Annotated in this window: 21 protein-coding genes and 5 tRNA genes; 8 read left to right on the plus strand and 18 right to left on the minus strand. The window is 63.2% G+C overall.

Features of this window, described 5'->3' with window-relative positions:
• The 3 genes from VN934_04095 to VN934_04105 all read right to left on the minus strand — a co-directional run.
• A partial coding sequence (locus tag VN934_04095; protein ID HXM17974.1) for a GTP-binding protein occupies positions 1-138 on the minus strand: 138 nt, incomplete at its 3' end.
• Positions 139-264: 126 nt separating this feature from the next.
• Positions 265-338: transfer RNA gene (locus VN934_04100), tRNA-Arg, on the minus strand.
• A 35-nt stretch (positions 339-373) separates the two neighbouring features.
• Positions 374-445 (minus strand) — tRNA-Thr (locus VN934_04105).
• Between the two features lie 105 nt (positions 446-550).
• Between VN934_04105 and VN934_04110 the strand changes: the two genes are divergently transcribed.
• The gene (locus tag VN934_04110; GenBank protein ID HXM17975.1) at positions 551-1,114 is read left to right on the plus strand and encodes an isochorismatase family protein; all 564 of its coding nucleotides are present in this window, start codon (positions 551-553) and stop codon (positions 1,112-1,114) included.
• Positions 1,115-1,117: 3 nt separating this feature from the next.
• Positions 1,118-1,888: an alpha/beta hydrolase gene (locus tag VN934_04115; protein ID HXM17976.1), complete on the plus strand. Its 771-nt coding sequence runs from the start codon at positions 1,118-1,120 to the stop codon at positions 1,886-1,888.
• On the opposite strand, the gene VN934_04120 is transcribed toward VN934_04115, so the two are convergent.
• The 3 genes from VN934_04120 to VN934_04130 are packed head-to-tail and all read right to left on the minus strand — an operon-like array spanning position 1,792 to position 4,690.
• Complete coding sequence (locus VN934_04120; GenBank protein HXM17977.1) at positions 1,792-2,754, minus strand: hypothetical protein; 963 nt, start codon at positions 2,752-2,754, stop codon at positions 1,792-1,794. The two genes, VN934_04115 and VN934_04120, sit on opposite strands and share 97 nt — an antisense overlap.
• Before the next feature lie 12 nt (positions 2,755-2,766).
• The gene (locus VN934_04125) at positions 2,767-3,522 is read right to left on the minus strand and encodes an ABC transporter ATP-binding protein (protein HXM17978.1); all 756 of its coding nucleotides are present in this window, start codon (positions 3,520-3,522) and stop codon (positions 2,767-2,769) included.
• Between the two features lies 1 nt (position 3,523).
• On the minus strand, positions 3,524-4,690 hold the full coding sequence (locus tag VN934_04130; GenBank protein HXM17979.1) for an FtsX-like permease family protein: 1,167 nt from the start codon (positions 4,688-4,690) through the stop codon (positions 3,524-3,526).
• 57 nt (positions 4,691-4,747) lie between these two features.
• Here VN934_04130 and VN934_04135 point away from each other — a divergent pair, with 57 nt between their 5' ends.
• Positions 4,748-5,182 carry a VOC family protein gene (locus VN934_04135; protein HXM17980.1) on the plus strand — a complete coding sequence of 145 codons (435 nt, stop codon included), beginning with the start codon at positions 4,748-4,750 and terminating at the stop codon, positions 5,180-5,182.
• A gap of 3 nt (positions 5,183-5,185) precedes the next feature.
• On the opposite strand, the gene VN934_04140 is transcribed toward VN934_04135, so the two are convergent.
• Positions 5,186-5,261: transfer RNA gene (locus VN934_04140), tRNA-Gly, on the minus strand.
• Between the two features lie 99 nt (positions 5,262-5,360).
• Here VN934_04140 and VN934_04145 point away from each other — a divergent pair.
• The gene (locus VN934_04145; GenBank protein HXM17981.1) at positions 5,361-6,002 is read left to right on the plus strand and encodes a hypothetical protein; all 642 of its coding nucleotides are present in this window, start codon (positions 5,361-5,363) and stop codon (positions 6,000-6,002) included.
• 24 nt (positions 6,003-6,026) lie between these two features.
• Here VN934_04145 and VN934_04150 read toward each other — a convergent pair.
• Both VN934_04150 and VN934_04155 read right to left on the minus strand, forming a co-directional pair.
• Positions 6,027-6,113, minus strand: a tRNA-Tyr gene (locus VN934_04150).
• 107 nt (positions 6,114-6,220) lie between these two features.
• On the minus strand, positions 6,221-7,600 hold the full coding sequence (locus tag VN934_04155) for a DNRLRE domain-containing protein (GenBank protein ID HXM17982.1): 1,380 nt from the start codon (positions 7,598-7,600) through the stop codon (positions 6,221-6,223).
• Positions 7,601-7,831: 231 nt separating this feature from the next.
• Here VN934_04155 and VN934_04160 point away from each other — a divergent pair, with 231 nt between their 5' ends.
• A complete protein-coding gene (locus tag VN934_04160; protein ID HXM17983.1) occupies positions 7,832-8,554 on the plus strand; it encodes an SIMPL domain-containing protein in 723 nt (240 codons plus the stop codon).
• Between the two features lie 3 nt (positions 8,555-8,557).
• On the opposite strand, the gene VN934_04165 is transcribed toward VN934_04160, so the two are convergent.
• Together VN934_04165 and VN934_04170 are read right to left on the minus strand one after the other, a co-directional pair.
• Complete coding sequence (locus tag VN934_04165) at positions 8,558-9,121, minus strand: hypothetical protein (protein ID HXM17984.1); 564 nt, start codon at positions 9,119-9,121, stop codon at positions 8,558-8,560.
• Positions 9,122-9,306: 185 nt separating this feature from the next.
• Complete coding sequence (locus VN934_04170; GenBank protein ID HXM17985.1) at positions 9,307-11,205, minus strand: hypothetical protein; 1,899 nt, start codon at positions 11,203-11,205, stop codon at positions 9,307-9,309.
• A 337-nt stretch (positions 11,206-11,542) separates the two neighbouring features.
• Here VN934_04170 and VN934_04175 point away from each other — a divergent pair, with 337 nt between their 5' ends.
• Both VN934_04175 and VN934_04180 read left to right on the plus strand, forming a co-directional pair.
• Positions 11,543-11,812 (plus strand): metal/formaldehyde-sensitive transcriptional repressor, encoded by a 270-nt coding sequence (locus tag VN934_04175; protein ID HXM17986.1) that lies wholly within the window; start codon positions 11,543-11,545, stop codon positions 11,810-11,812.
• Positions 11,813-11,817: 5 nt separating this feature from the next.
• The gene (locus VN934_04180) at positions 11,818-12,510 is read left to right on the plus strand and encodes a hypothetical protein (protein ID HXM17987.1); all 693 of its coding nucleotides are present in this window, start codon (positions 11,818-11,820) and stop codon (positions 12,508-12,510) included.
• A gap of 20 nt (positions 12,511-12,530) precedes the next feature.
• Here the strand turns inward: VN934_04180 and VN934_04185 are convergent, their stop codons facing one another.
• The 5 genes from VN934_04185 to VN934_04205 form a co-directional block, all read right to left on the minus strand.
• The gene (locus VN934_04185) at positions 12,531-13,697 is read right to left on the minus strand and encodes a hypothetical protein (GenBank protein HXM17988.1); all 1,167 of its coding nucleotides are present in this window, start codon (positions 13,695-13,697) and stop codon (positions 12,531-12,533) included.
• A 24-nt stretch (positions 13,698-13,721) separates the two neighbouring features.
• Complete coding sequence (locus tag VN934_04190; GenBank protein ID HXM17989.1) at positions 13,722-14,183, minus strand: GyrI-like domain-containing protein; 462 nt, start codon at positions 14,181-14,183, stop codon at positions 13,722-13,724.
• 9 nt (positions 14,184-14,192) lie between these two features.
• Positions 14,193-15,572, minus strand: a complete 1,380-nt coding sequence (locus VN934_04195) for a KamA family radical SAM protein (protein HXM17990.1) — start codon at positions 15,570-15,572, stop codon at positions 14,193-14,195.
• A gap of 26 nt (positions 15,573-15,598) precedes the next feature.
• Positions 15,599-16,105, minus strand: coding sequence for an Lrp/AsnC family transcriptional regulator (locus tag VN934_04200; protein HXM17991.1), 507 nt, complete (start codon positions 16,103-16,105; stop codon positions 15,599-15,601).
• 105 nt (positions 16,106-16,210) lie between these two features.
• Positions 16,211-16,282 (minus strand) — tRNA-Thr (locus VN934_04205).
• Between the two features lie 92 nt (positions 16,283-16,374).
• Here VN934_04205 and VN934_04210 point away from each other — a divergent pair.
• Complete coding sequence (locus VN934_04210; GenBank protein ID HXM17992.1) at positions 16,375-16,839, plus strand: hypothetical protein; 465 nt, start codon at positions 16,375-16,377, stop codon at positions 16,837-16,839.
• Between the two features lie 9 nt (positions 16,840-16,848).
• On the opposite strand, the gene VN934_04215 is transcribed toward VN934_04210, so the two are convergent.
• On the minus strand, positions 16,849-17,637 hold the full coding sequence (locus tag VN934_04215; protein ID HXM17993.1) for a hypothetical protein: 789 nt from the start codon (positions 17,635-17,637) through the stop codon (positions 16,849-16,851).
• A gap of 213 nt (positions 17,638-17,850) precedes the next feature.
• The gene (locus tag VN934_04220) at positions 17,851-19,404 is read right to left on the minus strand and encodes a hypothetical protein (GenBank protein HXM17994.1); all 1,554 of its coding nucleotides are present in this window, start codon (positions 19,402-19,404) and stop codon (positions 17,851-17,853) included.
• Between the last annotated feature and the right edge of the window lie 105 nt (positions 19,405-19,509).

The following is a 19,509-nucleotide window of genomic DNA, read 5'->3' on the forward strand; positions in this document are numbered from 1 at the left end:
CAATTTCTTGGTACCCGTGCCCGCCTCGGCCAGCACTTTGGTGATCGCCGCCGTCAGCGTCGTCTTGCCGTGGTCCACGTGACCGATCGTGCCGATGTTCACGTGCGGCTTATTGCGCTGATATTTTTCCTTTGCCATTCGTCCTAGTCTCCGCTATCGGGGTTGTGTTTCCGGGGCTAAAGCCCCCGGCACTACAATTCTTGCATGCCACAAAGCGCCATGCTTGCGCACACCCCGGTTTCCGGAATGCGAAAGATGAAAATTCGCGCCCGAGAGGACTTGAACCTCCAACCTACGGCTTAGGAGTCCATCGCTCTATCCAGTTGAGCTACGGGCGCATGCGCTTTTGTAAAGTTTGTCGTCGGAGTCGGCGAGCCCTCGGCGGGGATTGAACCCGCGGCCTCGTCCTTACCAAGGACGCGCTCTACCACTGAGCTACAAGGGCGTCTGTTCGGAGCGGGCTTGAGTATAGTACCCCATGCGGCCCTGCGAGCGCAACCCTTGGGCCGCCAACTGAAGGGAGCCGGACCAAAGTCTGGCATACCACCTTATGCTGATCAAGCCAACCGACGCGCTGGTCGTCGTCGACCCGCAGAACGATTTCCTCCCCGGCGGTTCGCTCGCGGTCGCAGAAGGCGATCGCATCTTCGCCCCGCTCAATCGTCTCATGCCGCGCTTTTCGCATGTGTACGCCACGCGCGACTGGCATCCGAAGAATCACAAGTACTTCCAAGCAGAGGGCGGGATCTGGCCCTACCATTGCCTGCAGGGCACGCCGGGCGCCGAGTTTTCATCACAACTGAATGCGAGCGAGATCGACGCCGTCGTTTCAAAAGGCGTGGATCCCGAAACCGACGGCTACAGCGGCTTTGCCGGCACGGACCTCGAGCGGCGCTTGCGGGCGGACGGCGTCGGGCGCCTTTTCATCGGCGGCCTGGCGACTGACTTTTGCGTCAAGGCGACGGCGATCGAAGCCAAACAGCGCGGCTTCGATGTCGTCGTGCTGACCGATGCTATCGCTGCGGTGAAACTCAAGCCGGAGGCCGAGGACGACGCGCTTCGCGCGATGCGCGAGACCGGCTGCGAACTCGCCACCAGCGCCGAGGTCCGCTAAGCAGTGGCGCAAGCTGACGAAATCGCGACGTTCCATCCTCCGCGAGCCGGACGACCGACGGTCGTGCTGCTCGCCACGCTGGTCGCGGGCGCTTGGGTGTGGACCGATGCCGTTCGCGCGTTGCGCGAACGCGGTTTCGGTTGTCTCGTCCTCAAGCACCCCTATGCGGCCGAGCACGCCAGCGTCGCTCCGCTCGTCTCGCAAACGTTTGAGCTCATGGACCACTTCGAGATCGAGCGCGCGACGCTGATCGGCGCTTCGCTCGGCTCGCTCGTCGCGATCGAATGCGCCATCGCGCATCCCGAGCGCGTCGCGACGCTCGTCATCAGCGGCGCACCCACGCGTGAGCGGCCCGAGCTCGGCATCGTCAACACCGGCAAGGTGACGCTGCCAAATGCGTTTCACATCGCGGGCAAGCTCGTGGCCGATCGCGACTGCGTCAGCCATGCGGTCATCGAGGAGACGTTTCGCTATTTCAGCGACCGGCGGCGTTTGACGAACCTGGTCCGGCTGCTGCGAGAGAGCAGCGAGTACGACACCGCCGTACGCCTGCCGATGGTCCAATGCGACGTGCTGATGGTGTGGGGCGAAGACGACGAGATCAGCAACTGTGAAGGCTTCGCGCGCTTGGCGCCGCTCGTGCGGCGCGGGTCATTCGTGCGGCTGGCCGGCTGCGGTCATTCGCCGATGGTGGAAAGGCCTGACGAGTTCAACGCCGCGTTGTTCACGCATCTCGCGGCTGTGTCGGACGTCAACGTCTCGAGATCGACGTAGTCGAGTTCTTCCGGCTGAAGTCCGCACGCTGAGAAGAAACGCCGGCCGACCACGGCATCCTCGTCGGCGCGGCGCTGAAACTCTCGCGCGAGTCGCGGGTCGTCGTGGATGAGAAGCCATTCGTGCTGGATGAGCAGCGGCCAAAAACGCCGCGTCGGGTCCAAGAGCGCGTGCCGAACGCTTTCACCGTTTGCGGAACTGAGCGCGCCCTGAGCGCGGAACAACTCCACCAGTTCCTGCGCGACGAGGCGCATGACTTTGGCGTGGCGGCCATCGTCTTTTCCCATCCGCTCGGCGATTTCGCCAAGGACGGATGGCATTTCGTAACCGGCTTCCTCATTATAGCTGCGGATCGCGACCATCGCCTCGTATGCGCCCATGAACATCGCGACCAGCGCCGGATGTAATTCCGGCATCTCCGCGAGAAACGCGGAGAATAGCGGACTCTCGCCGGGCGCGGAAATATCGACGTTCGCATACTCCGAATCCGCGCGCGCCGCCAACTCGGTCATCACGGCGGTGTGCGATGCCTCGTCGTTGAGAACGCCGGCGATCGCGCGCTGGGCTGCTCCGGCCAGCCCGCTTGCTTGCGCGAAGGCGAGCAAGATATTCGCAGCGGCTACGGCGACCCGCTCACCCGCGAGCTGCACTCGAATGGCGCGTTTTCCGAACTCGACGAACGCCTGCAAGCGCCTGCCCTTGGCTCGCTGCGGGATGGGCAACAGCGGCAGGGACGACCACGAGAGATCGCTGAGATGCCAGTGATGCTCGAAGATCGCATCCGCCAGGCGATCCAAGTGGAAGGTGCGCGCGGCGCCCAGTTCATGAGCTCCGATCGTTTCGAGGATGCGTTCGCCTAGCGCCATATTTGTCGTGCCCTATTCTGAAGTCCGTGCTATTGGTGAAGCTGCAGCCGGCTCCGCGTGCGCCGGCGCTTTGACCAGGCCGTCGTCGAGACTCACGACGCGATCGACGACGTCTTCGATGCGAGGATCGTGGGTCGCGATGAGAACCGTCGCGCCATTTCGCTTGGCAAGCGTGCGCAGCAACTCGATCACCTTATGCCCGCTTGCGGCGTCGAGCGACGAGGTCGGCTCGTCCGCGATCAGCACCGCGGGTGAGCCTACAAGCGCGCGTGCGATGGCGACCCGCTGCTTCTCGCCGCCGGAAAGGTCACGAGGCCGGCACGCGACCCTGTCTCCGAGGCCGACCTCCTCCAAGAGCTCTCGCGCGCGCGCGCGCGCGGCCTTTCCGCGGATGCCCTTGATGCTGAGCCCGAGCTCGACGTTTTCCAATGCGGTGAGCGCGCTGAAAAGGTTGAAGCCTTGAAAGATGAAGCCGATATTGCGCAGCCGGAAGTAAGCGAGCTTCGAACGCCGCAGTTGCGTCAGCTCGGTCCCAAAAAACGTTACGACGCCGGCGGTCGGGGTGAGAATGCCGCCGAGCACGGAAAGCAGCGTCGTCTTACCGGAGCCCGATGGACCGCTGAGCAAGAGCATCTCGCCGCGATGAACGTCGAGCGAGACGTCTTTGAGCGCGTGCACGCGCTCGGCGCCGGAATCGTAGACCATCTCCACGCCTCGCGCGGTGATGGCTTCGGTGATCGACGCGAGCGGACGAAGGCGCGGTCGCATGCTACGCCTTGAACACGATCGCCGGGTCCACGCTGGTCACGCGGTGGATAGCGAAGAGGCCCGCGATGGTGCACATCGCGAGCGTGACAGCAAAGACCTCGAGCGCCGTGACCGGCGTGATGAGGATCAGAGTGTTGCGGTGGGTCGAGGTCCACCAAGCCAGCCACAGGCACAGCACGGTCCCTGCGATAAAGCCTGTGGCGGCGATGATCACCGCCTGCATTGCGATGAGCCGATAGAAAAGCCAGTCAGATGCTCCCATCGCCTTCAAGGTCCCGTATTCTTTGATGTGCTCCGACACCGACGTGTACAGGATCTGCCCGACGACGACCATGCCGACGAAGATGCCGACGAGGGCGCCGAGGCTGAGGATGAAGCCGACGCCGGTGCGCCCTAACCAGTACGAGCGCGTGTGCTGCGCCATCTCTGCGGCCGTATACCCCTGACTGTTGGGGATCGTCCCTTCGAGCAACTGCTTCATGAGCGCGGGGTCCATGTATCGCCGCATCTTCACGAGCACGTAGCTGATGAGGTCGCGGTCCTTCAGACTCACTCGTGGCGGCGGTGGTTCGCCCTTCAGCGTCGGCGGGCTCAAGTACACCTTGGCGCTTTCGAGCGAGGTGAACACGAACGTCGCCGAGATGATGGGTTGCGTTCCGTGGGTGAGGGCGACGATGCGCACGTCTCGGTTGTCGATCGTGCCATGGCCGCCGACACCCGTGATGCCGAGCGCTTTCAGATTCGCGGCATCGACGATGGCGGTGTCCGGGGCCTTCAACTTGAGCGCGTCCGCGCGCGAGATGTTCTTCGAAGCGAAGAGCGCGCCGTCCGGATCGACGCCGACCACCCGGATCGGCTCGATCGCGTTCTCGCCGTTGCGCCATATCGCCGCGCGAATGATGAGCGCTTCTGCGGAGGCCACGCTGTGCAGCTTGCGTACGGCTCGCAGCGCGCCGTACGGCATCGGAAACGCTATCTCGACGTTGAGCATCTCTTTTGAGGACAGCCAAACGTCGGCGCTCGAGTCATCGATAATGATACCGCTGGACTTGACAAAACCATTGTAGATGCCTGTTTGAATAGTGACCAAACAGACCGCGAAGGTAATACCGGCCAGCGCGACGAGGAAGCGCGCTCGGTCTTCGAGGAGGTTCTTGCGAGCGAGCACTGCCGAGTCCGGTTTCGACCCAGCCGCAGGAGCCGCCTCCGCTCACAGGAGTTTCTCATGGCCACCAGATTCTTGGGATTCGACCACGTGGACACGCGCGTGCCGTCGCTCGCCGCGGTCGAATCGTTCTACGACAAGCTCATGCCGGCGCTCGGCTTAGCCCGAAAACGTTATGCCAACGAGATCGCCGACGGCGAGTGGGACTACCTCGAAGCCGGCGCAGCGCACAACGTCGTCGAGTATTACGAGGAGGCTTCCAAGGGCCGGGCTGCCTTCTTCATCGGCTTCATCGAAGACGCGTCGATGACAGCCACCAAGACCCGTATCGCGTTTCGCGTCGGGTCACCCGATCATATAGGCAATTGGTCCGAGCTGCTGAGCACGATCGGCGCCCGCAACATCGAGCCCTCGGCGTCCGCCGCTTATCCGGCGATTTTTTTCGAAGACCCGGCGGGCACCAAGCTCGAAGTTGTGGCCCGGCTTCCGGAGTAAGGCTGGAGCGGGAGACGGGTCTCGAACCCGCAACATCCAGCTTGGAAGGCTAGCGCTCTACCAATTGAGCTACTCCCGCCCGCTCATATGCGGCTTTAGTCGCGCGCGCTCGCATTCCCTAGTTTCGCAGGGCTGCGCGAATGTGTTCGCGTACGACCCTTGACGAAAGGAGTTCCGCATGAAGGCGGTGCTTGCGTGCTTTTCAGTCGCAGCTTTGATCGGCGTTCCGGTTCTCGGCGCGGCGAAGGTGGAAGCTCCGCCCGTTCATCGGTGGCTGCTATCGCAACGCGTGAACGCGTGCTTCCCGTGGTATCTGTGGGCGCTGCAGCTCTCGACGAGCTCGCCCCCGAACGGCCTCACCGGAGCAAGAGAAGCCACGAGCTACCGCGTGGACGATCCCAACGTCGACCGACTGCTCGTTGGTGCCACGCAAGAAGAACGCCGCAAGCCCAGAAGCGACATGCTCAGCAGCGTGAGCGTCGTCTACGACGCCAAGTCGCACATCGTGCTCTTCCATCAGTTGGGTTACGAGGAAAGCGATATCGTTTTGATGGCGGAGGCGAGCGCACCGCCGCTGCGAGTCACGCAAGCCTCACTTGGATCGTATCACTCGAAGCTCGGCGTCCGGCTCGGCGTGCGCATGGCCGACGTCGCGAAGATCTTCGGCAAGCCCGCCAAACTCGTGCACGCGTGTGGGATGACGGCGTTGGGCTACGCGATTTCCAATCCGCCGCCGGCGCCCACAGGTTGCTTCTTCGATTATCAGTTCGTCTTCAAGAACGACAAGCTGGTCGCGATCTCGTACAGCGAATCGTGCTAGCGCTCATGGAACCTACGAAGAGTCTGGTGGGCAGGGTAGGATTCGAACCTACGTAGCGCTGAGCGCGGCAGATTTACAGTCTGCTACCATTAACCACTCGGTCACCTGCCCGTAATCGCGGGAATTTGACAATCGTGCCGTCACGGCCTTGAAACGAGCACATTGAAGCGGCCCGGCGATGTTGGCGCCGGGCCGCGCAGCTTGGCGTCGTCGAAGCGCTAGTTGAAGACCTGGACAGACAGACTCACGTTGCCGAAGAAGCTGCCGCACTGGTCGTTGTTCCTCGCATAGCCCTCGTTAGGACCGCGGAAGACGAACCCGAAGTTCGGCCGGCTTCCGAGCACCCATGCGCGCACCGCATCGCTCACGTCGATCTGGTAGTTTGTGCTGTTGGCGATCTTCACCGAAGGGTTGTTGACGTTGACGTTGGTCCCCGTCGGAAAGTCGCGGTAAGACTCGCCCTGGATGAGGTCCGTCGAGCCGCTCCAGTCGTTGATGCCGTACATCATCTCCGAGAGACACGTCGCCGGCGCAGCCGCGTTCGCGTTGGTCTTCTGGTTCATGAAGCTCAGCGTGGCTTTCCAGATGCTCTTGCCGGCAAGCGGACCCATGTCGAACTTGATGGCGGTGCGATAGGCGTGATCGATCTTCTCATAGCAGGCAACCGGTTGCGTGCCCGCATCCCAGAAATTTTCGAATCCGACCAGTATCTGCTGCCCCGATGGCGCGAAGCTCGGTCCAAGGCCGCGCGTGTAGAGACAGAAAGTCGAATCGAACCATTCGTGGCTGAAATGGAAGTTGTAGCGATAGCCGTTCATCGGCAGCTTGATGGTCGAGAAATTAACGATGCCGATGGTGGGCGTGCAGGTCGAATTGCTGTCAGCGGATTCGCTGCTGCCCTTGTACGCACGAACCACGTAGCACAGGTTCTTCGCATTGGCGGCCTTGATGCTGAGCGCTTTGCCGGTCATGCCGGACTGATGGTCGACCAGCGTGTGCGTGCCGCCGGAGACCTGATAGATCCGGAAGCCGTCGACCGTGTTCACGTCCGGATAATCCCAGACAAGGACGAGGTCGCCCTCGCTCAGCGCGGCGCCACAGATGAGGCCGCCGAACAACGGCGCCACGTGATCGCCGCAAACGCCCGGATTGGTAGTCGTCTTAAGGTTGGTCGGCGCGGCCGGAGCCGGCGGGGGCGGGGCACCGCAGGTCACCGAGAAATTGACTTTGTTGCTGTAAACGTCAGGCTGGCCGCCTTTGATCCCGTGCACCCATATTTGGTCGAACGTCGAGGCGGTCGCGCTGGCGCTGATGGGTACGGAGTCGTTGATCGAAAAAGTGCCGCCGGCGGGGATGATCTGACTACCCTGGTCGGCTATTTGCTGCGCACCGCTGATGTAGCGGTTGAATCCCAGCGAGAACGTCGTGCCGGACGTTCCCGTCACGGTGCCGTGGAAGGACACCGTCGTCGGGCACGGCCCCGTGTAGGTCGTCGGCGATGTCGCGGTGAGCGAAGCACTTGTGATGCCGGCCGCGGCGGGCGAACGGAGGCCGACGACGAGCGCGGCCAAGACAGCGAAAATGAGCGCGATTCTCAACACGAGTTGACACCCTTTCTTCAAGAAAAGCTAGACCCAGTAATAACGCTCTCAGTCACGATTCGGTTCCGCCTAGTTGCCGCCGGCCGGTGTGTGCCCCTCCCCCGATCCGCCGTCCCGCCGGCGCGGCAACGAATCTCGGCGGATATCCGTTACGCCGGTATGAGACATTTCGCAGCTCTACTCGCCGTCTTGCTGATGGCGGCGCCGGCGTTTGGGAGTCCAATGCCCATGCCGACATCGGACTGTGGATCCACACTCGATGTCACCGGGCAGGGCACCTTTACTCGGCAGCCTGATATGGCCCAGATCAACGTTTCGTTGGTCGCTAACGCGGATTCGGCCGATAAGGCGATGTCCGCGAACAACGCCAAGTACGAAACGCTCAAGTCCCGCGTGCGCGCACTGGGGCTCAGCGACAGCGATGTGAAGACCACCTCGCTGAACATCAATTATTTTCCGCGCCCGTACCCACAGCCGCTCCCCATGTCCGGCTCGGCAGTAGGCTCCCCGCCACCCGCGCCCGCGGCGATCGCGCAACCGGCGCCCGCATACCCATACTGGCAACCGCAGCTAAGCGGTTATGTCGCGACGCGCACCGTCGTGATCACCACACTGAAGCCTGACACCGCGGCGAGTATCATGGATGCGGTCAGCGCGTCAGGCGTCAACGCGGTGAACGTCCAATTCGGCTTGCAAAACCAGCGCGCCCTGTACCTAGAAGCGGTGTCGCTTGCGATGAAAGACGCCAAGCAAGAGGCGCGGGCGCTGACCTCCTCGGGAGATCTTCACCTGGGTCGCGTCAAGAGCGTGCGCATCGAGCCGACCTACGGCTACCCCCAACCGATGATGGGCAGAGCAGTACGTCCGGGCGTGCCGCCGGTCCCGACGGAGATCACGCCGCAGGAGATCACCGTGCGCGCCAGCGTCACGGTCACGTACTACATCAAGTAGCGTCTACTCGGCGAACGTGCTGCTCAAGGTGCCTGACCCGTCACTCGTGGTCGCGCCGTTCTCAAAGAAGCAATCTCCGCCAAATGAGAGTCCGACCGCATTGACTTTCGCAACAGCTTGCGCGAAATCAGCCGGGGCAGTCGTGCCGGATTGGCCGTTGAAGTCCGACCACTGACTCGGGTCACCGAGGCTCGCGGTTATCGTGGCCGATCCGTTGGCAAGCGTGTACGAGATAGGGTTGGACCACCAGAAATTCACAAATTCGAAGCCCGGCGTCGTGAAGAAGAAACGCACCGCCGGAGGGTTGCCGCAGCCTCCACCATTCTGGGTCACGAAGGTTGCGCCCGCCGACACACCGCTCACGCTTATGGTGTCGCTCAACGTGTGACCGCTAAGGTCGCCGGTCAGCGCTTTGTCTTTGGTGGTCAACAGTGCGGTGAAAACACCGCTAGCGAAGTTGAATGAGGCTGTGCCGCCCGAGACGGATGCCGGTTCCGGCGCTAGGGCTCGACCTGATGGATTGTAGACGAACTCGGTCCAACCGCCGGTAGACTTGCTTGAATCCATCGATATGGCTCCCCGGGTAGCGGAGGCCGGAGCCGACGGAGATACGCCTGCGCCACCGCTGCACCCAGCAACGATGATCGCGGCAGCAACGCAAAAAACTAGTCTGCGCATTTCATGCAAACACTTTCAAGACCCAGTAATCGGGTCTACTTTCATTCTACCCCACCGTCTTACGGACTACACTCTTAGATGTGGTAGCGCTGCTCCACCACCAGCAGCGAGCCGCTGAAGTTGGGCGACGGTCCTCCCGGCTGCGAGGGCAAGCCCGTGAAGGTCGTCTGGCGCACTTGCACGAGGAGCGCGCTGCGCGGCGATTCCGCGAACTGCGCGCCGACGAAGGCGACGTTTTGATGATAGTCGACGTTGGTCAGCGCTCCAAACGCCCACGAGCCCCGCATCGCATATCTCCCGTAACCCACCGCCCCCAGCGCGCGCTTTCCAAAAGGACGGGAGTAGGTGAGGACCACCTGCGGCGCTTGATAGGACACCGCGTCTTCGGGGTGGGCCGGCAGAAAATTTCGATGCATGGTGTCGTTGACGTAGTCCAGCGTCACGTCGCCGAATGACGGATGCCAAGCGGTCCACAGCGCGTACTGATGCTGCACGCCAGCCGTCGCCGAATCGTCGAATTGCGGCAAGAAAAAGCCCTCCACGAAGCCGACCTGGCTGAGGTGGCCGAGACTTGCACGCACGATCTGATCGAAATGCGAGTACCCCGCGTGGATCTCGATAGGCCCTTTGTCGAGCGAGTAGCGAAGGCGGAACCCTTGGCGGTTCGCTCCTATCGCGGTGTTGTCGTCGACCTGATAGGTCGACTTGAGCCACTGGCCGGGCCACGACCATGCCACGCTCCAGACATTTTCCGGAACGCCGTACGGCAGGATGACCGTGGCAAAGCGCGGTCCGAAACGATAGAGGTCGGCCGCAACCGCGGCTCGACCAAATGGATGCGTCAACCCGAGATGATAGAAGCCGCCCGGAGATTGGGTCCCAGGCCTCAGCACGTTCTGCGCGTCGTACCAAGCGATCCCAAGCTCAACGATCGCGTCGAGCGATCGGGCGGCGTGAAACGCGCCGCGTAGGCCCGCGAGCGTCTGTTGTTGTCCGCCGAGATCGCTCGTGGGTAAGGGTCCTTGGGGCCCGGGATGCGTCATCGCGTTCGCGCCGAACATCGTCGAGCTCAGCAGCGCGCCGCCGGTCGAGACATGCGCGACTTCCGCGGACCAGCGCGTGCCCTCGCCATGATCGAAGACGAGCGAGCCGATGGTGACGCGCGCTGAGGTGCCGGGCAAAGCGGGCAGCGCCGCGTTGCTAAGCTCCAAGGAGGCGATGCCGCGGCGCGCGACCAGATCGAGACCGTTGAGCGGCAAGCCCGGCAGCGCCGCGGGCCACGCATCCAATGCGGGCGGGCCGTTGCCGAGCGTTTCGGCGGTCTGCAGTCCGATCGACGGCGTCGCGTTGGTCAGCGCCGGCTGGACGAACACGAACTTGTCCGTTTGCGCGAGATCGAACCAACCGCCGCGCAGGACCAGCGAATCGTCCGGCGCGCCGATGGAGCCGGACAGCAATGACAGCCGCGCGGCGTGCCCGTCATCCTGACCCGCGTGCGTCGGAAACGCGACCTGATACGGCAGCGCCTGCGCTCCAAGATGCGGATTGAGAGACGGTAAGAGACTCTCCGTCCAATACATCGCGGCTTGCATGCTGCCGCCGGCGTAGCCGAGTCCGAGCGTCGCCGACGCCTTGATGCCCCGACCCGAATAGAGCGCTCGCAGGTTGAATTGCGCGACGCCGGCCACGCCCGGCGTGAGCGGCGCGCTCGAGAACGTGTCGTACGGTGTCATCGGCGCGAGCGGCGCGCCCGCGATGAAGCCGGGTGCCTCCGGCGGCACAAGACCCGGGCCCGCTTGCGCGACGTCGCCGAACGACACGAAGCCGTCGCCGGAATAGCGCATGCCGTGGATTGGAGTTGGCGATGGGCTCGGGCTAGGCAATGGGGTCGGACTCGCCGGTGCCGGATCGGCGCTCGCGGGCTGGGCCAGGACCGCCGCAAACAAAACCGCGGCGAGCGCCAAGAATCTCACGCAGGCCTCTGCTCTTTTGGTCAGGTCGCGACCTGCCGAATGCCTAGAACAGGAAGAACTTGTCGGACCAGGCCGAGACGCGCTCGTAGCGCTCGCACACTGCATCGTAGGCGCGGAGCAGCGCAGCTGCTGCACGCCGGATCAAAAAGTTGGTCATAACACGAATCTCCGATTTAGAGTACATAAATAAAAACGCCGTTGCGATCCTCGTAACGGCGTGGCTTCACGGAATCTCTTGCCATTATACTCCGCTCGCTCGCTCTGTCAACCCCGACTGTTCTTGGAGGTATCTATACCCGGGTAGGATATACAGTAGAGGCGCCTCGAACGTCAACGCATGAGCCACACCGTACGCAAGAAAAACAAACTGTTGCACCGAGCGCGGCGGATCCGCGGCCAGGTCGAGGCGATCGAGCGGGCTTTGGGGGAAGAGGCCGAGTGCGGCGCCGTTCTCCAACGCATCGCGGCGGCGCGCGGTGCGCTCGACAGTCTCATGTCCGAGGTGCTCGAAGATCACGTCCGCCTGCATATCCTCAACCCGAGCATGCACGGCCGGCGCGAGGCGGCCGATGAACTCGTAGACGTCTTGCGGTCCTACCTCAAGTAGCCGGCGTGCATCAGCAACTGCTGCTGGTGCTCGCGGTCCTGGCCGTCGGCATCTTTCACACGCTGGTTCCCGACCACTGGCTGCCGATCACCGTGCTCGCCCGCCAGGCGAAGTGGAAACGTCTGCAGACAGCTGGGGCCGCAGCGCTGGCCGGCGTCGGCCACACGGTTTCGACCCTCGCGATCGGCGCGCTCATCTGGGCCGCAGGCGCGGTATTCGCCTTGCGCTTCGGGCATATGGTCTCGATCGCATCGAGCGTAGCGCTCGTGATCTTTGGGGCTTGGTTTGCGTTTACTGCGTTGCGCGAGCTGCGGCACGGCGGGGAAGCCGGACTAAAGTCCGGCATACCACATCCTCTCCTCCATCACGACGTCGTCGACACCGAGGCGGCGGCGAAGCTGACCGGGCACTTGAGCGCGAGCAGCCGAGCGCGTCTGACGCTGCTGCTCATCTTGGGCTCATCGCCGATGATCGAGGGACTGCCGGCCTTCCTTGCAGCAGGCCGGTTCGGACCTGGACTCCTGGCGATCATGTCGATCGTGTTCGGGCTGTCGACCATCGCGACGTACGTCTTCATGTGCGACCAATCGACTCGCCTGCTGCAGCGCTTCTCGTTCGGACCGCTCGAGCGCTACGGCGAGGTGATCAGCGGCTGCGTCATCCTCGCCGTCGGCATCGCGTCCTTCTTCTGGCTCTGACCAACAAGAGAAGCACTCGATCAGAGGAAGTCGGGGGAGCTCACTTTCAGTTCGGTGCTGACATTCAACGCGCCGGCCCGGACGCCACGGATTCGGACCGTCGCGATCCCGTCTCTGACGGGTACCGACGCGGTCGTGCCACCCGTAGCCAGATCTGCGGCGCCGCTGACGGAGAAGACCACCACGGCGGTGTCCTGCGGACCCAGACCCTCGATGTGAAGGGTAACGCTGGCGACGCTGCCCTGCTTCAAGGGCGGCAGCGGATCAAATCGCTGCACGACGACCCTCGTCGAAAACGCGTTGAGCGCTCTGCCGTCGGACACCACGCTCACCATTTTCGCCCCGGGTGCAGCGCCGTCGTGGATCTTCCCCACCATGCTGCGATCCGATGCGGCTAGCGTGTCGACATTGTTGTCAGATCCGTCGAGAAGGATTTTCGCGTTCGCGGGATTCGTGCCGCGGGTCTGCAACTGCATCAATCCGCCGCGCGCGTACGACGAATTCGCTTCCAGCACTGCTGGGCCGTTGTTGGGCGCGCGCGCCACTATCTGGGTATCCGTCAGGTGCATCGGCCTGTCGGTGATCGCGCAGCGGACGCCCGGGTCGGGCCGGCCATTTCTGTCGAAATGCCGGAAGACGAACAGTTCCACCAACCCTGGCGCGAGCTTTGCGATATGGAAGTGGCCGAGTCTATCGGTCACGCTCTTGAAGAAACTCTGGCGGCCTGAGCCATCCACCGTTCCGACAAAAAAGTCCGTGGGTCCGGGTTTCTCGTCGGGGCCAAGAACGGTGCCGGAGATCTGGGACGTTGTGCCGGCGATCGACGGGAGCGCGTTGCCGGTTTCAGCGCCCGTGCCATCGCCTGGACTCGCGGGCACCGGTTGATATTTGTCCTCACCGCCGAGCGGGGGCAGCGGCAGCGGAGTGCGTGTCGGCTTGGGCGTCGGCGTGGGCGTCGGTGTCGGCGTCGGCTCCGGCGTCGGCGTCGGGGTATCGGTGGGCACCGGCGTCGGCGTGGGCTTGGGCGTCTTTCGCGGTGGCGGCGGCAAGCCCGGGTCCGTGGGCTCGGGCGTGGCGAACGCTTGGGTGAGTGAGTGAGCGGCGGAGTTTTGCGGGTACAATCCCGGCCCGCCGAGCAGCGCGACTACGAGCGCCGCGCAAACAAATACCATGAATTGCAGACGCATCAATGCACTCCCGGGCGACGCGCGTTATTTGATCGGCCAGTAGATCTCGGTCTTGAAGAGTTTGGGGTCCTTCACTTGACCGGGGTCGTTGGCGTAGACCTCCCACGGCCCGCCTGCGACCTCCTTGCCGTTGTCGACGACCCACTGCGCCGCCGCGCTGTGCGCGTCTTGAAGCCCCTCGTATGGCCCCGTATGAACGGTGCAGGCGGCGCTGACGCCGCCCAGTTGGCCTGCAATAACGCGATCGGTGCCTTGCGCGGGCGCCGCCACCGTCATGCCGGCTTCGATGTCGCAGTCTTGATCGCGCCACGAGGTATAGCGGCAAAAAGGCATGCCCGCGGCTTGGGCGCCAATCGCTTTGATGCGCGCGCCGACCTCCGGAAACAGCTTGGCCATGACCAAGCCGAGTTCGGCCTGCTTGCACGTGTGGCGGATGAACAATGCCGGCTGCGCCGGCACGTCGCGGACTTCGAAGTCGTATGCCATGAAGTTCTCCTAAGCGGCTGCGGCGATGGCGGCGCGGACCATCTCGTTTTGTTCCTTGGGATCTTGCCAGCGCTTTTGCGCAGCTGCGCCCAGTCGATCGATGGGGTCGAAATACAGGAACCATTGGTCGGGCTTGACGCTCGGCGCGCTGTACACGGCGATCCCGTTCTCGCGGTCGTAGTGGTCGAAACTATGCACGTCGCGCTTGCCGCCGCCGCCCGGCGCGTCGCACACGAAGGTCGGCGTGTTGTAGCCCGCCGTCCAGCCGCGCACGTGCTTCTCGATGTCGATGGCGGTCTGCACGGTGGTGCGCAGGTCCTCGACGCCCTTGACCATGTCGTGCATGTACACATAGTACGGGTGCACGTTGAGATAGCCCAAGCGTTTGACGAGCAGGCGCATAGTGTGTTCGTCGTCGTTCACGCCGCGGATCAGCACCGATTGGTTGCGCACGTGGATGGCGCGCTCGAAGAGCACCTGCATCGCCTTCTCGGTGATCCACGTGATCTCGTTGGGGTGATTGAAATGGGTGTGCAAGACGACGTCCTTGCCGACTTTGCGGCCCTGTTCGACGATGGATTCCAGCGCATCCGTCCAGGCGGCGTCGGTGAGGATCTTCATGGGCATGACCGCCGGGCCTTTGGTCGCGACGCGGATGCGCCTTACGTTCGGAATCGCCAGCAGCGCCTCGCCGATGAGCTTCAGGCTTTTGGCCGGCAATTGATACGCGTCGCCCCCGGAGAGGACGATATCCTGAAGCTCTGGGCGCGAGGCGATGTATTCGTAGGCGCGCTTCCATCGTTTCGGATCGGTGGCGAGCTGGGCTTTTTCCACCATATCCGTGTCGCCGCCGATCGCGTACGAGCGCGTGCAGAAGCGGCAGTACACCGGGCACATGTTGGTCGGTAAGAACAGCGCCTTGTCGACGTAGCGATGCACGAGTCCCGGTACGGGTGCGTCCTCTTGTTCGTGCAGCGAGTCAAGCGAAAGGCGCGGATGATCCGGCAGCAGGCGCGAGGCGAGCGGCAGGAACTGCGTGCGGATCGGATCCTTGTATGGATCGCTCCAATCGATCGACGCGATCATGTACGGGGAGATGCGCACCGCCATGGGCGCGCGATGGAACCCGGCGCGCACGTCTTCGTAGAAATCGGCGGGCACGAGGCCGTGAATCGTGGCCATCAGCTCTTCGGTCGTCTTGACGGACTGCTTGCCCTGCCAGAGGTGATCCATGAACGTGGCTTCGTCCACGTCGGCGTAGGCCGGGATGGCTTTCCAGAATTCGCCCTGGCGGATGTTCGTGTGCTCGAATGCCTCCGGCCCGGCCGGCGGCTTGAGCGCTATGACCGGCTCCGTGCCGATCGGAACGGTGGTGGTCGTTTCCGACATGTTGGTCCTCTGGTGTTTTCTGGTGGCTAGCCGACGCTGCGCAGGCGACGCGAAGCCGCCGGCTCGATGTCCGGCAGCGCGACGCCCTGTCGCTCATACGGCGTTGACAGCACGATGGTGGTCTTGGTCCTCACGATGCCTGGAACGAGCTTCATGCGGGAGAGGAAATCATCCAAGTGCGCCGTGCTCTTCGTCATGACTTTCAACAGGAATGACTCTTCGCCGGCGACGCTATGCACTTCGCACACTTCCGGGATCTTGGAGACGTTCTTCGTGAAGTCGTCGTAACCGGTGTCGGCCGAGATGAAGCATGCGACGAAGGCGGTCAGATTCAGACCGAGTTTGCGGCCGTCCAATTGGGCGGCGTAACGGCGCACGTAGCCGCGCGCTTCCAGCCGCTTCACGCGATCGTGCACCGAGGGGGGTTTCAAGCCCACCAGCTCGCCCAATTCGGCAAACGTCGCCCGTGCGTTGCGCTGGAGAGCGTCAAGCAGGCGGATGTCGAGGTGGTCCAAATCCTTGCAGTCGTTCATTCGGGCCATTCCATCACCGGGCATAGATTCGTTAGGCAATAATACTATACCATGCCGGATTCATCGGAACAACCCCTTGAGACGCGCCCGCCTGAGGGACGCCAAAGCCGACGGAGGGACTTGAACCCCCGACCCGCGGTTTACAAAACCGCCGCTCTACCCCTGAGCTACGTCGGCCTCCAGGGCGTGCTTCTTTGTCGTGCGCCGGATTCCCATTTGCGCGAAGGATTCGAGAGGTCGCGCCGGTCGGTCTCGGCGTAAGTCTTCCCATGAGGATCTTTTTGCTAGCGGTCTTTTTGTGCGTGGTTTTCTTGGACTCTGCGCGTCTCGCGTACGCCGCGGCGCCGACGGACGCGCGCGGGCATCTCTTGAGCGCGTACGCGGGCTCCTATCGCGGCTTGGCGCGCGGTCAGATCGAGACGATGGACATCGCGGTCAGTGCATCCCGGCTTTATGCCGCAACGCACGGCCAGTGGGAAAGTTGCTGGATCGCGAAGCCACTCGGACGCGGGATGGCGTTTGTCACCGGCTGGCCTGCGAGCTATGCCGATCAGAACGCGTTTGCGGTCGATACTTTCTGGGAGGTTGCATTGACCTCCACCGGCCTGCGCATCTACGACCAGGAACTTGGCGGCCCGCTGCAGGTGTACGCCCTCAAGCGCGTGGCGAACAAACCGAGGCAAGACATGCTGTGGGCCGGCAAGCCCAAGAAGCGCTGCTCGCCTAAGGTCTAACTCGCCTGTCTACCGTATGGCCATGCCCCAAGGACTGCTGATCCCAGTGGTGACCGAGCCCATCGGCGCGATGTTGCCGTTCGCGGACGACCCGAAAATCAGAACCGCGTTTGCACCTTCGTTGGTCACGAAGATCGTGCTTGCGCGATTGACCTGCACCACGGTAGGGTTAGCGAGCGTTGTCGCAACGCCCTTAATGGCGCGCGCCGGTACGACATTCCCGTCCTGCGTCGGTCCAAAGACCGATACCGCCTGAACGTTGTAGTCCGCAACGAGCAGCTCGCCAGCGGCGTCCACCGCGAGGCCGTAAGGATTGGTCAGCCCGGTGTTTAAGCCGGATATTTTGTGCAGTGGCGTCGGCGTGCCCGTCGCGGTCGCAGAAAAGGCGGCCACGATGCCCGTGTTTTCATCAGACAGCCAGAGGTTGCCGAGTGCATCGAATGTCGGATATTCGGCCCGCGTCATCCCTGCGCCGGCAACGCTAAACGTGCGCACGGGCGTGGCCGCAGCGTCCGCGCCAGGCGCAAAAACATACAGCGTGGTCGTGAGCGAGCCGACATAGGTGTTACCATCGGGCCCGACGCTTACGCCGAGAGGGTTGACCACCGTGGTGATGGTGTGGATCGGCGTCGAGCTGCCGTTCGCGCCGGGGGCGAACTCGAAGACCATGCCGTTGGTATATTGGGCCGCGAAGATATCTCCGGCGTTGTCCATCGCCAGCCCGTGAGCGCACGTAAGCCCTGCGGCGGTGATCGTGCGGGTCGGAGCGGTGTCGCCCGTGATCGCGGCCGGATACACGGTGATCGTATGGCTGAGACCGCAATTGCCGACGATCAGGGACTGCGGCCCTAGCGGTATGATCGGTGGGGTACTGGTGTTATTGCAGCCGGCTATGAAGGCGACGCTTAGAATGAAAAAGGGAGTTTACGCATTAGGTCCTCCATGACACGTAGAAATTAGCGGCCCTCTGAAGGTTTCGCCAGCCGCCGCGCCCACCCCTGCACGTGGAGCTTACAGGAACTGAGCGCTCAGCATCTTCAGGTGAAAGCGCAGCAGCGCCCTGCCAGTCTGCGTGCCCCGCACCTGCAGGCGTACGATGCCGTTCTCGACCGGCTCCGTCGCGCTTGAACTGCCATCAAGCATGAGCGCCGCGCCGCTGATCTCAAAATCCATCTTCGCCTGTTGATCCGGCGCCAGACCGTTCACGTGAATCGTGATCGTCTGCACGATGCCGGGCCGCGACGATCCAACCGGTTCAGGGGCCAACTGCACCACCCACAACGGCACGGCGTTGCTTCGCTTGGCGGCGGATTCCATGACCAGGTGGTGGGCCATTAGGGGTGTGCCGCGCGCGATCCAAAGAACGGCGCTGTTGTCGGATACGCCGAGGATGCGGACGGGCTTGCCGTCGAGCGTGAAACGCGTGTCCAACGGCGTGTTATTGGCGATATGCACGTTGACGATGTCGCCCGCCTGCGCCGCTGAATTTGTCTCCGTGATCCGAAGCCCGTGTGCAGGCGGATGCGCGACGATGTCGGTACCGGGAATGTGGCCGGGGTTGCCGATTTCGCAGCGCGAGCCGATCTCGGGGCGGCCGGCGGCGTCGATGCGCGTGACGAGCGATAAAGCCTTTAGCGCGCTGTGGTGGAGCTCGGCGATGAGAGCGACCTTTCCGGCGGCATCAGGCGTCGCGCGGAAGTAGCGCTTTTGCCCCTGCTCGTCTTCGCTGAGGAGCAACACGCCTTGCGCGCCGCCCTCCGGTGGGTTGGGGTCGATGTAGAACACGATCTGCGCGCGCGGTCCGGCGAACGGCGCCAGCACCGCGCCCTGCGTGTTGCTGGTTCCACCGTTCTGCCGCGGCCTGTCGAGTTTGAAGCCCGGAAGATCTTCGAGCTTGGGAAGCGGCACGGTCGGCGGCGGCAGCGACGGCGGTGGTCCGCTCCCGGTACTGGCTTCAACCGTTGGTTCAAGCTTGGTCCAGCCCGCTACGTCGCGCCAGTCAGGGAGACGCGCGCGGACGGTGCCGGTCGGCGTCGGGGTCGGCGCCGGCGTCACCGTTGGCGTGGGTGCGGGCGTCGGCGTGGCGTAAAAGCGCGTCTTGTCTTTCTTGATGTCGTCGGGCGTGACGCCGCTCAGCTTCTCCTTTGGGCACAGCTCGAAGAGCACCCACGCTGCTTCGACCGTTCTTTTCGCGCCGCCCAGCGTCTTTAACGCCTTTTGGAGTTTCGCACCGATCTCGGCCGTGCCGGCGGCGCTGTCCGCCTTGCTCAGCTCGTTTTGCGCGTCCGAAGCCCCCTTCTCGGTGTTATCCTCCGCTAGTTTGTACTCGCGCAACAAGCTCTTGAATCTTTCATAATCGCACTTCTTTGCCGCTTCCGAGAGAAGGTCGGAGTATTGGTCCGCAATGCCGGCATGTATCGCAGCAGCGCTAGCAGCGTCCTTCGCCTTGGCCGCGTGCGCGGCCGCGTCGCCCTCGTCGGAGGAAGCACCTGATATCGCTGCGACGACCAGAAAGGACGCTAGCGCGATGCACGTGGTGAGTCGTTTGACAAAGCTCGGCCGCAAGGCGGTGCCCCCGAAAAGCGGACTTACACGGCTCCTCGAAACGGTGAGGCCGTGGATGCGGACGTTCTAGGCGCCGGTCCGCCCATACCTGCGGCCAAGGCTCAC

The sequence above is a fragment of the Candidatus Tumulicola sp. genome (assembly GCA_035601835.1).
GTDB lineage: Bacteria > Vulcanimicrobiota > Vulcanimicrobiia > Eremiobacterales > Eremiobacteraceae > DATNNM01.

Bases quoted from the DNA above. Each gene is read 5' to 3' on its own strand.
- VN934_04110 (HXM17975.1), top strand. From the start codon at position 551: ATGCTGATCAAGCCAACCGACGCGCTGGTCGTCGTCGACCCGCAGAAC.
- VN934_04120 (HXM17977.1), bottom strand. From the start codon at position 2,754: ATGGCGCTAGGCGAACGCATCCTCGAAACGATCGGAGCTCATGAACTG.
- VN934_04125 (HXM17978.1), bottom strand. From the start codon at position 3,522: ATGCGACCGCGCCTTCGTCCGCTCGCGTCGATCACCGAAGCCATCACC.
- VN934_04135 (HXM17980.1), top strand. From the start codon at position 4,748: ATGGCCACCAGATTCTTGGGATTCGACCACGTGGACACGCGCGTGCCG.
- VN934_04145 (HXM17981.1), top strand. From the start codon at position 5,361: ATGAAGGCGGTGCTTGCGTGCTTTTCAGTCGCAGCTTTGATCGGCGTT.
- VN934_04160 (HXM17983.1), top strand. From the start codon at position 7,832: ATGCCGACATCGGACTGTGGATCCACACTCGATGTCACCGGGCAGGGC.
- VN934_04165 (HXM17984.1), bottom strand. From the start codon at position 9,121: ATGGATTCAAGCAAGTCTACCGGCGGTTGGACCGAGTTCGTCTACAAT.
- VN934_04175 (HXM17986.1), top strand. From the start codon at position 11,543: ATGAGCCACACCGTACGCAAGAAAAACAAACTGTTGCACCGAGCGCGG.
- VN934_04185 (HXM17988.1), bottom strand. From the start codon at position 13,697: ATGCGTCTGCAATTCATGGTATTTGTTTGCGCGGCGCTCGTAGTCGCG.
- VN934_04190 (HXM17989.1), bottom strand. From the start codon at position 14,183: ATGGCATACGACTTCGAAGTCCGCGACGTGCCGGCGCAGCCGGCATTG.
- VN934_04195 (HXM17990.1), bottom strand. From the start codon at position 15,572: ATGTCGGAAACGACCACCACCGTTCCGATCGGCACGGAGCCGGTCATA.
- VN934_04200 (HXM17991.1), bottom strand. From the start codon at position 16,105: ATGAACGACTGCAAGGATTTGGACCACCTCGACATCCGCCTGCTTGAC.
- VN934_04210 (HXM17992.1), top strand. From the start codon at position 16,375: ATGAGGATCTTTTTGCTAGCGGTCTTTTTGTGCGTGGTTTTCTTGGAC.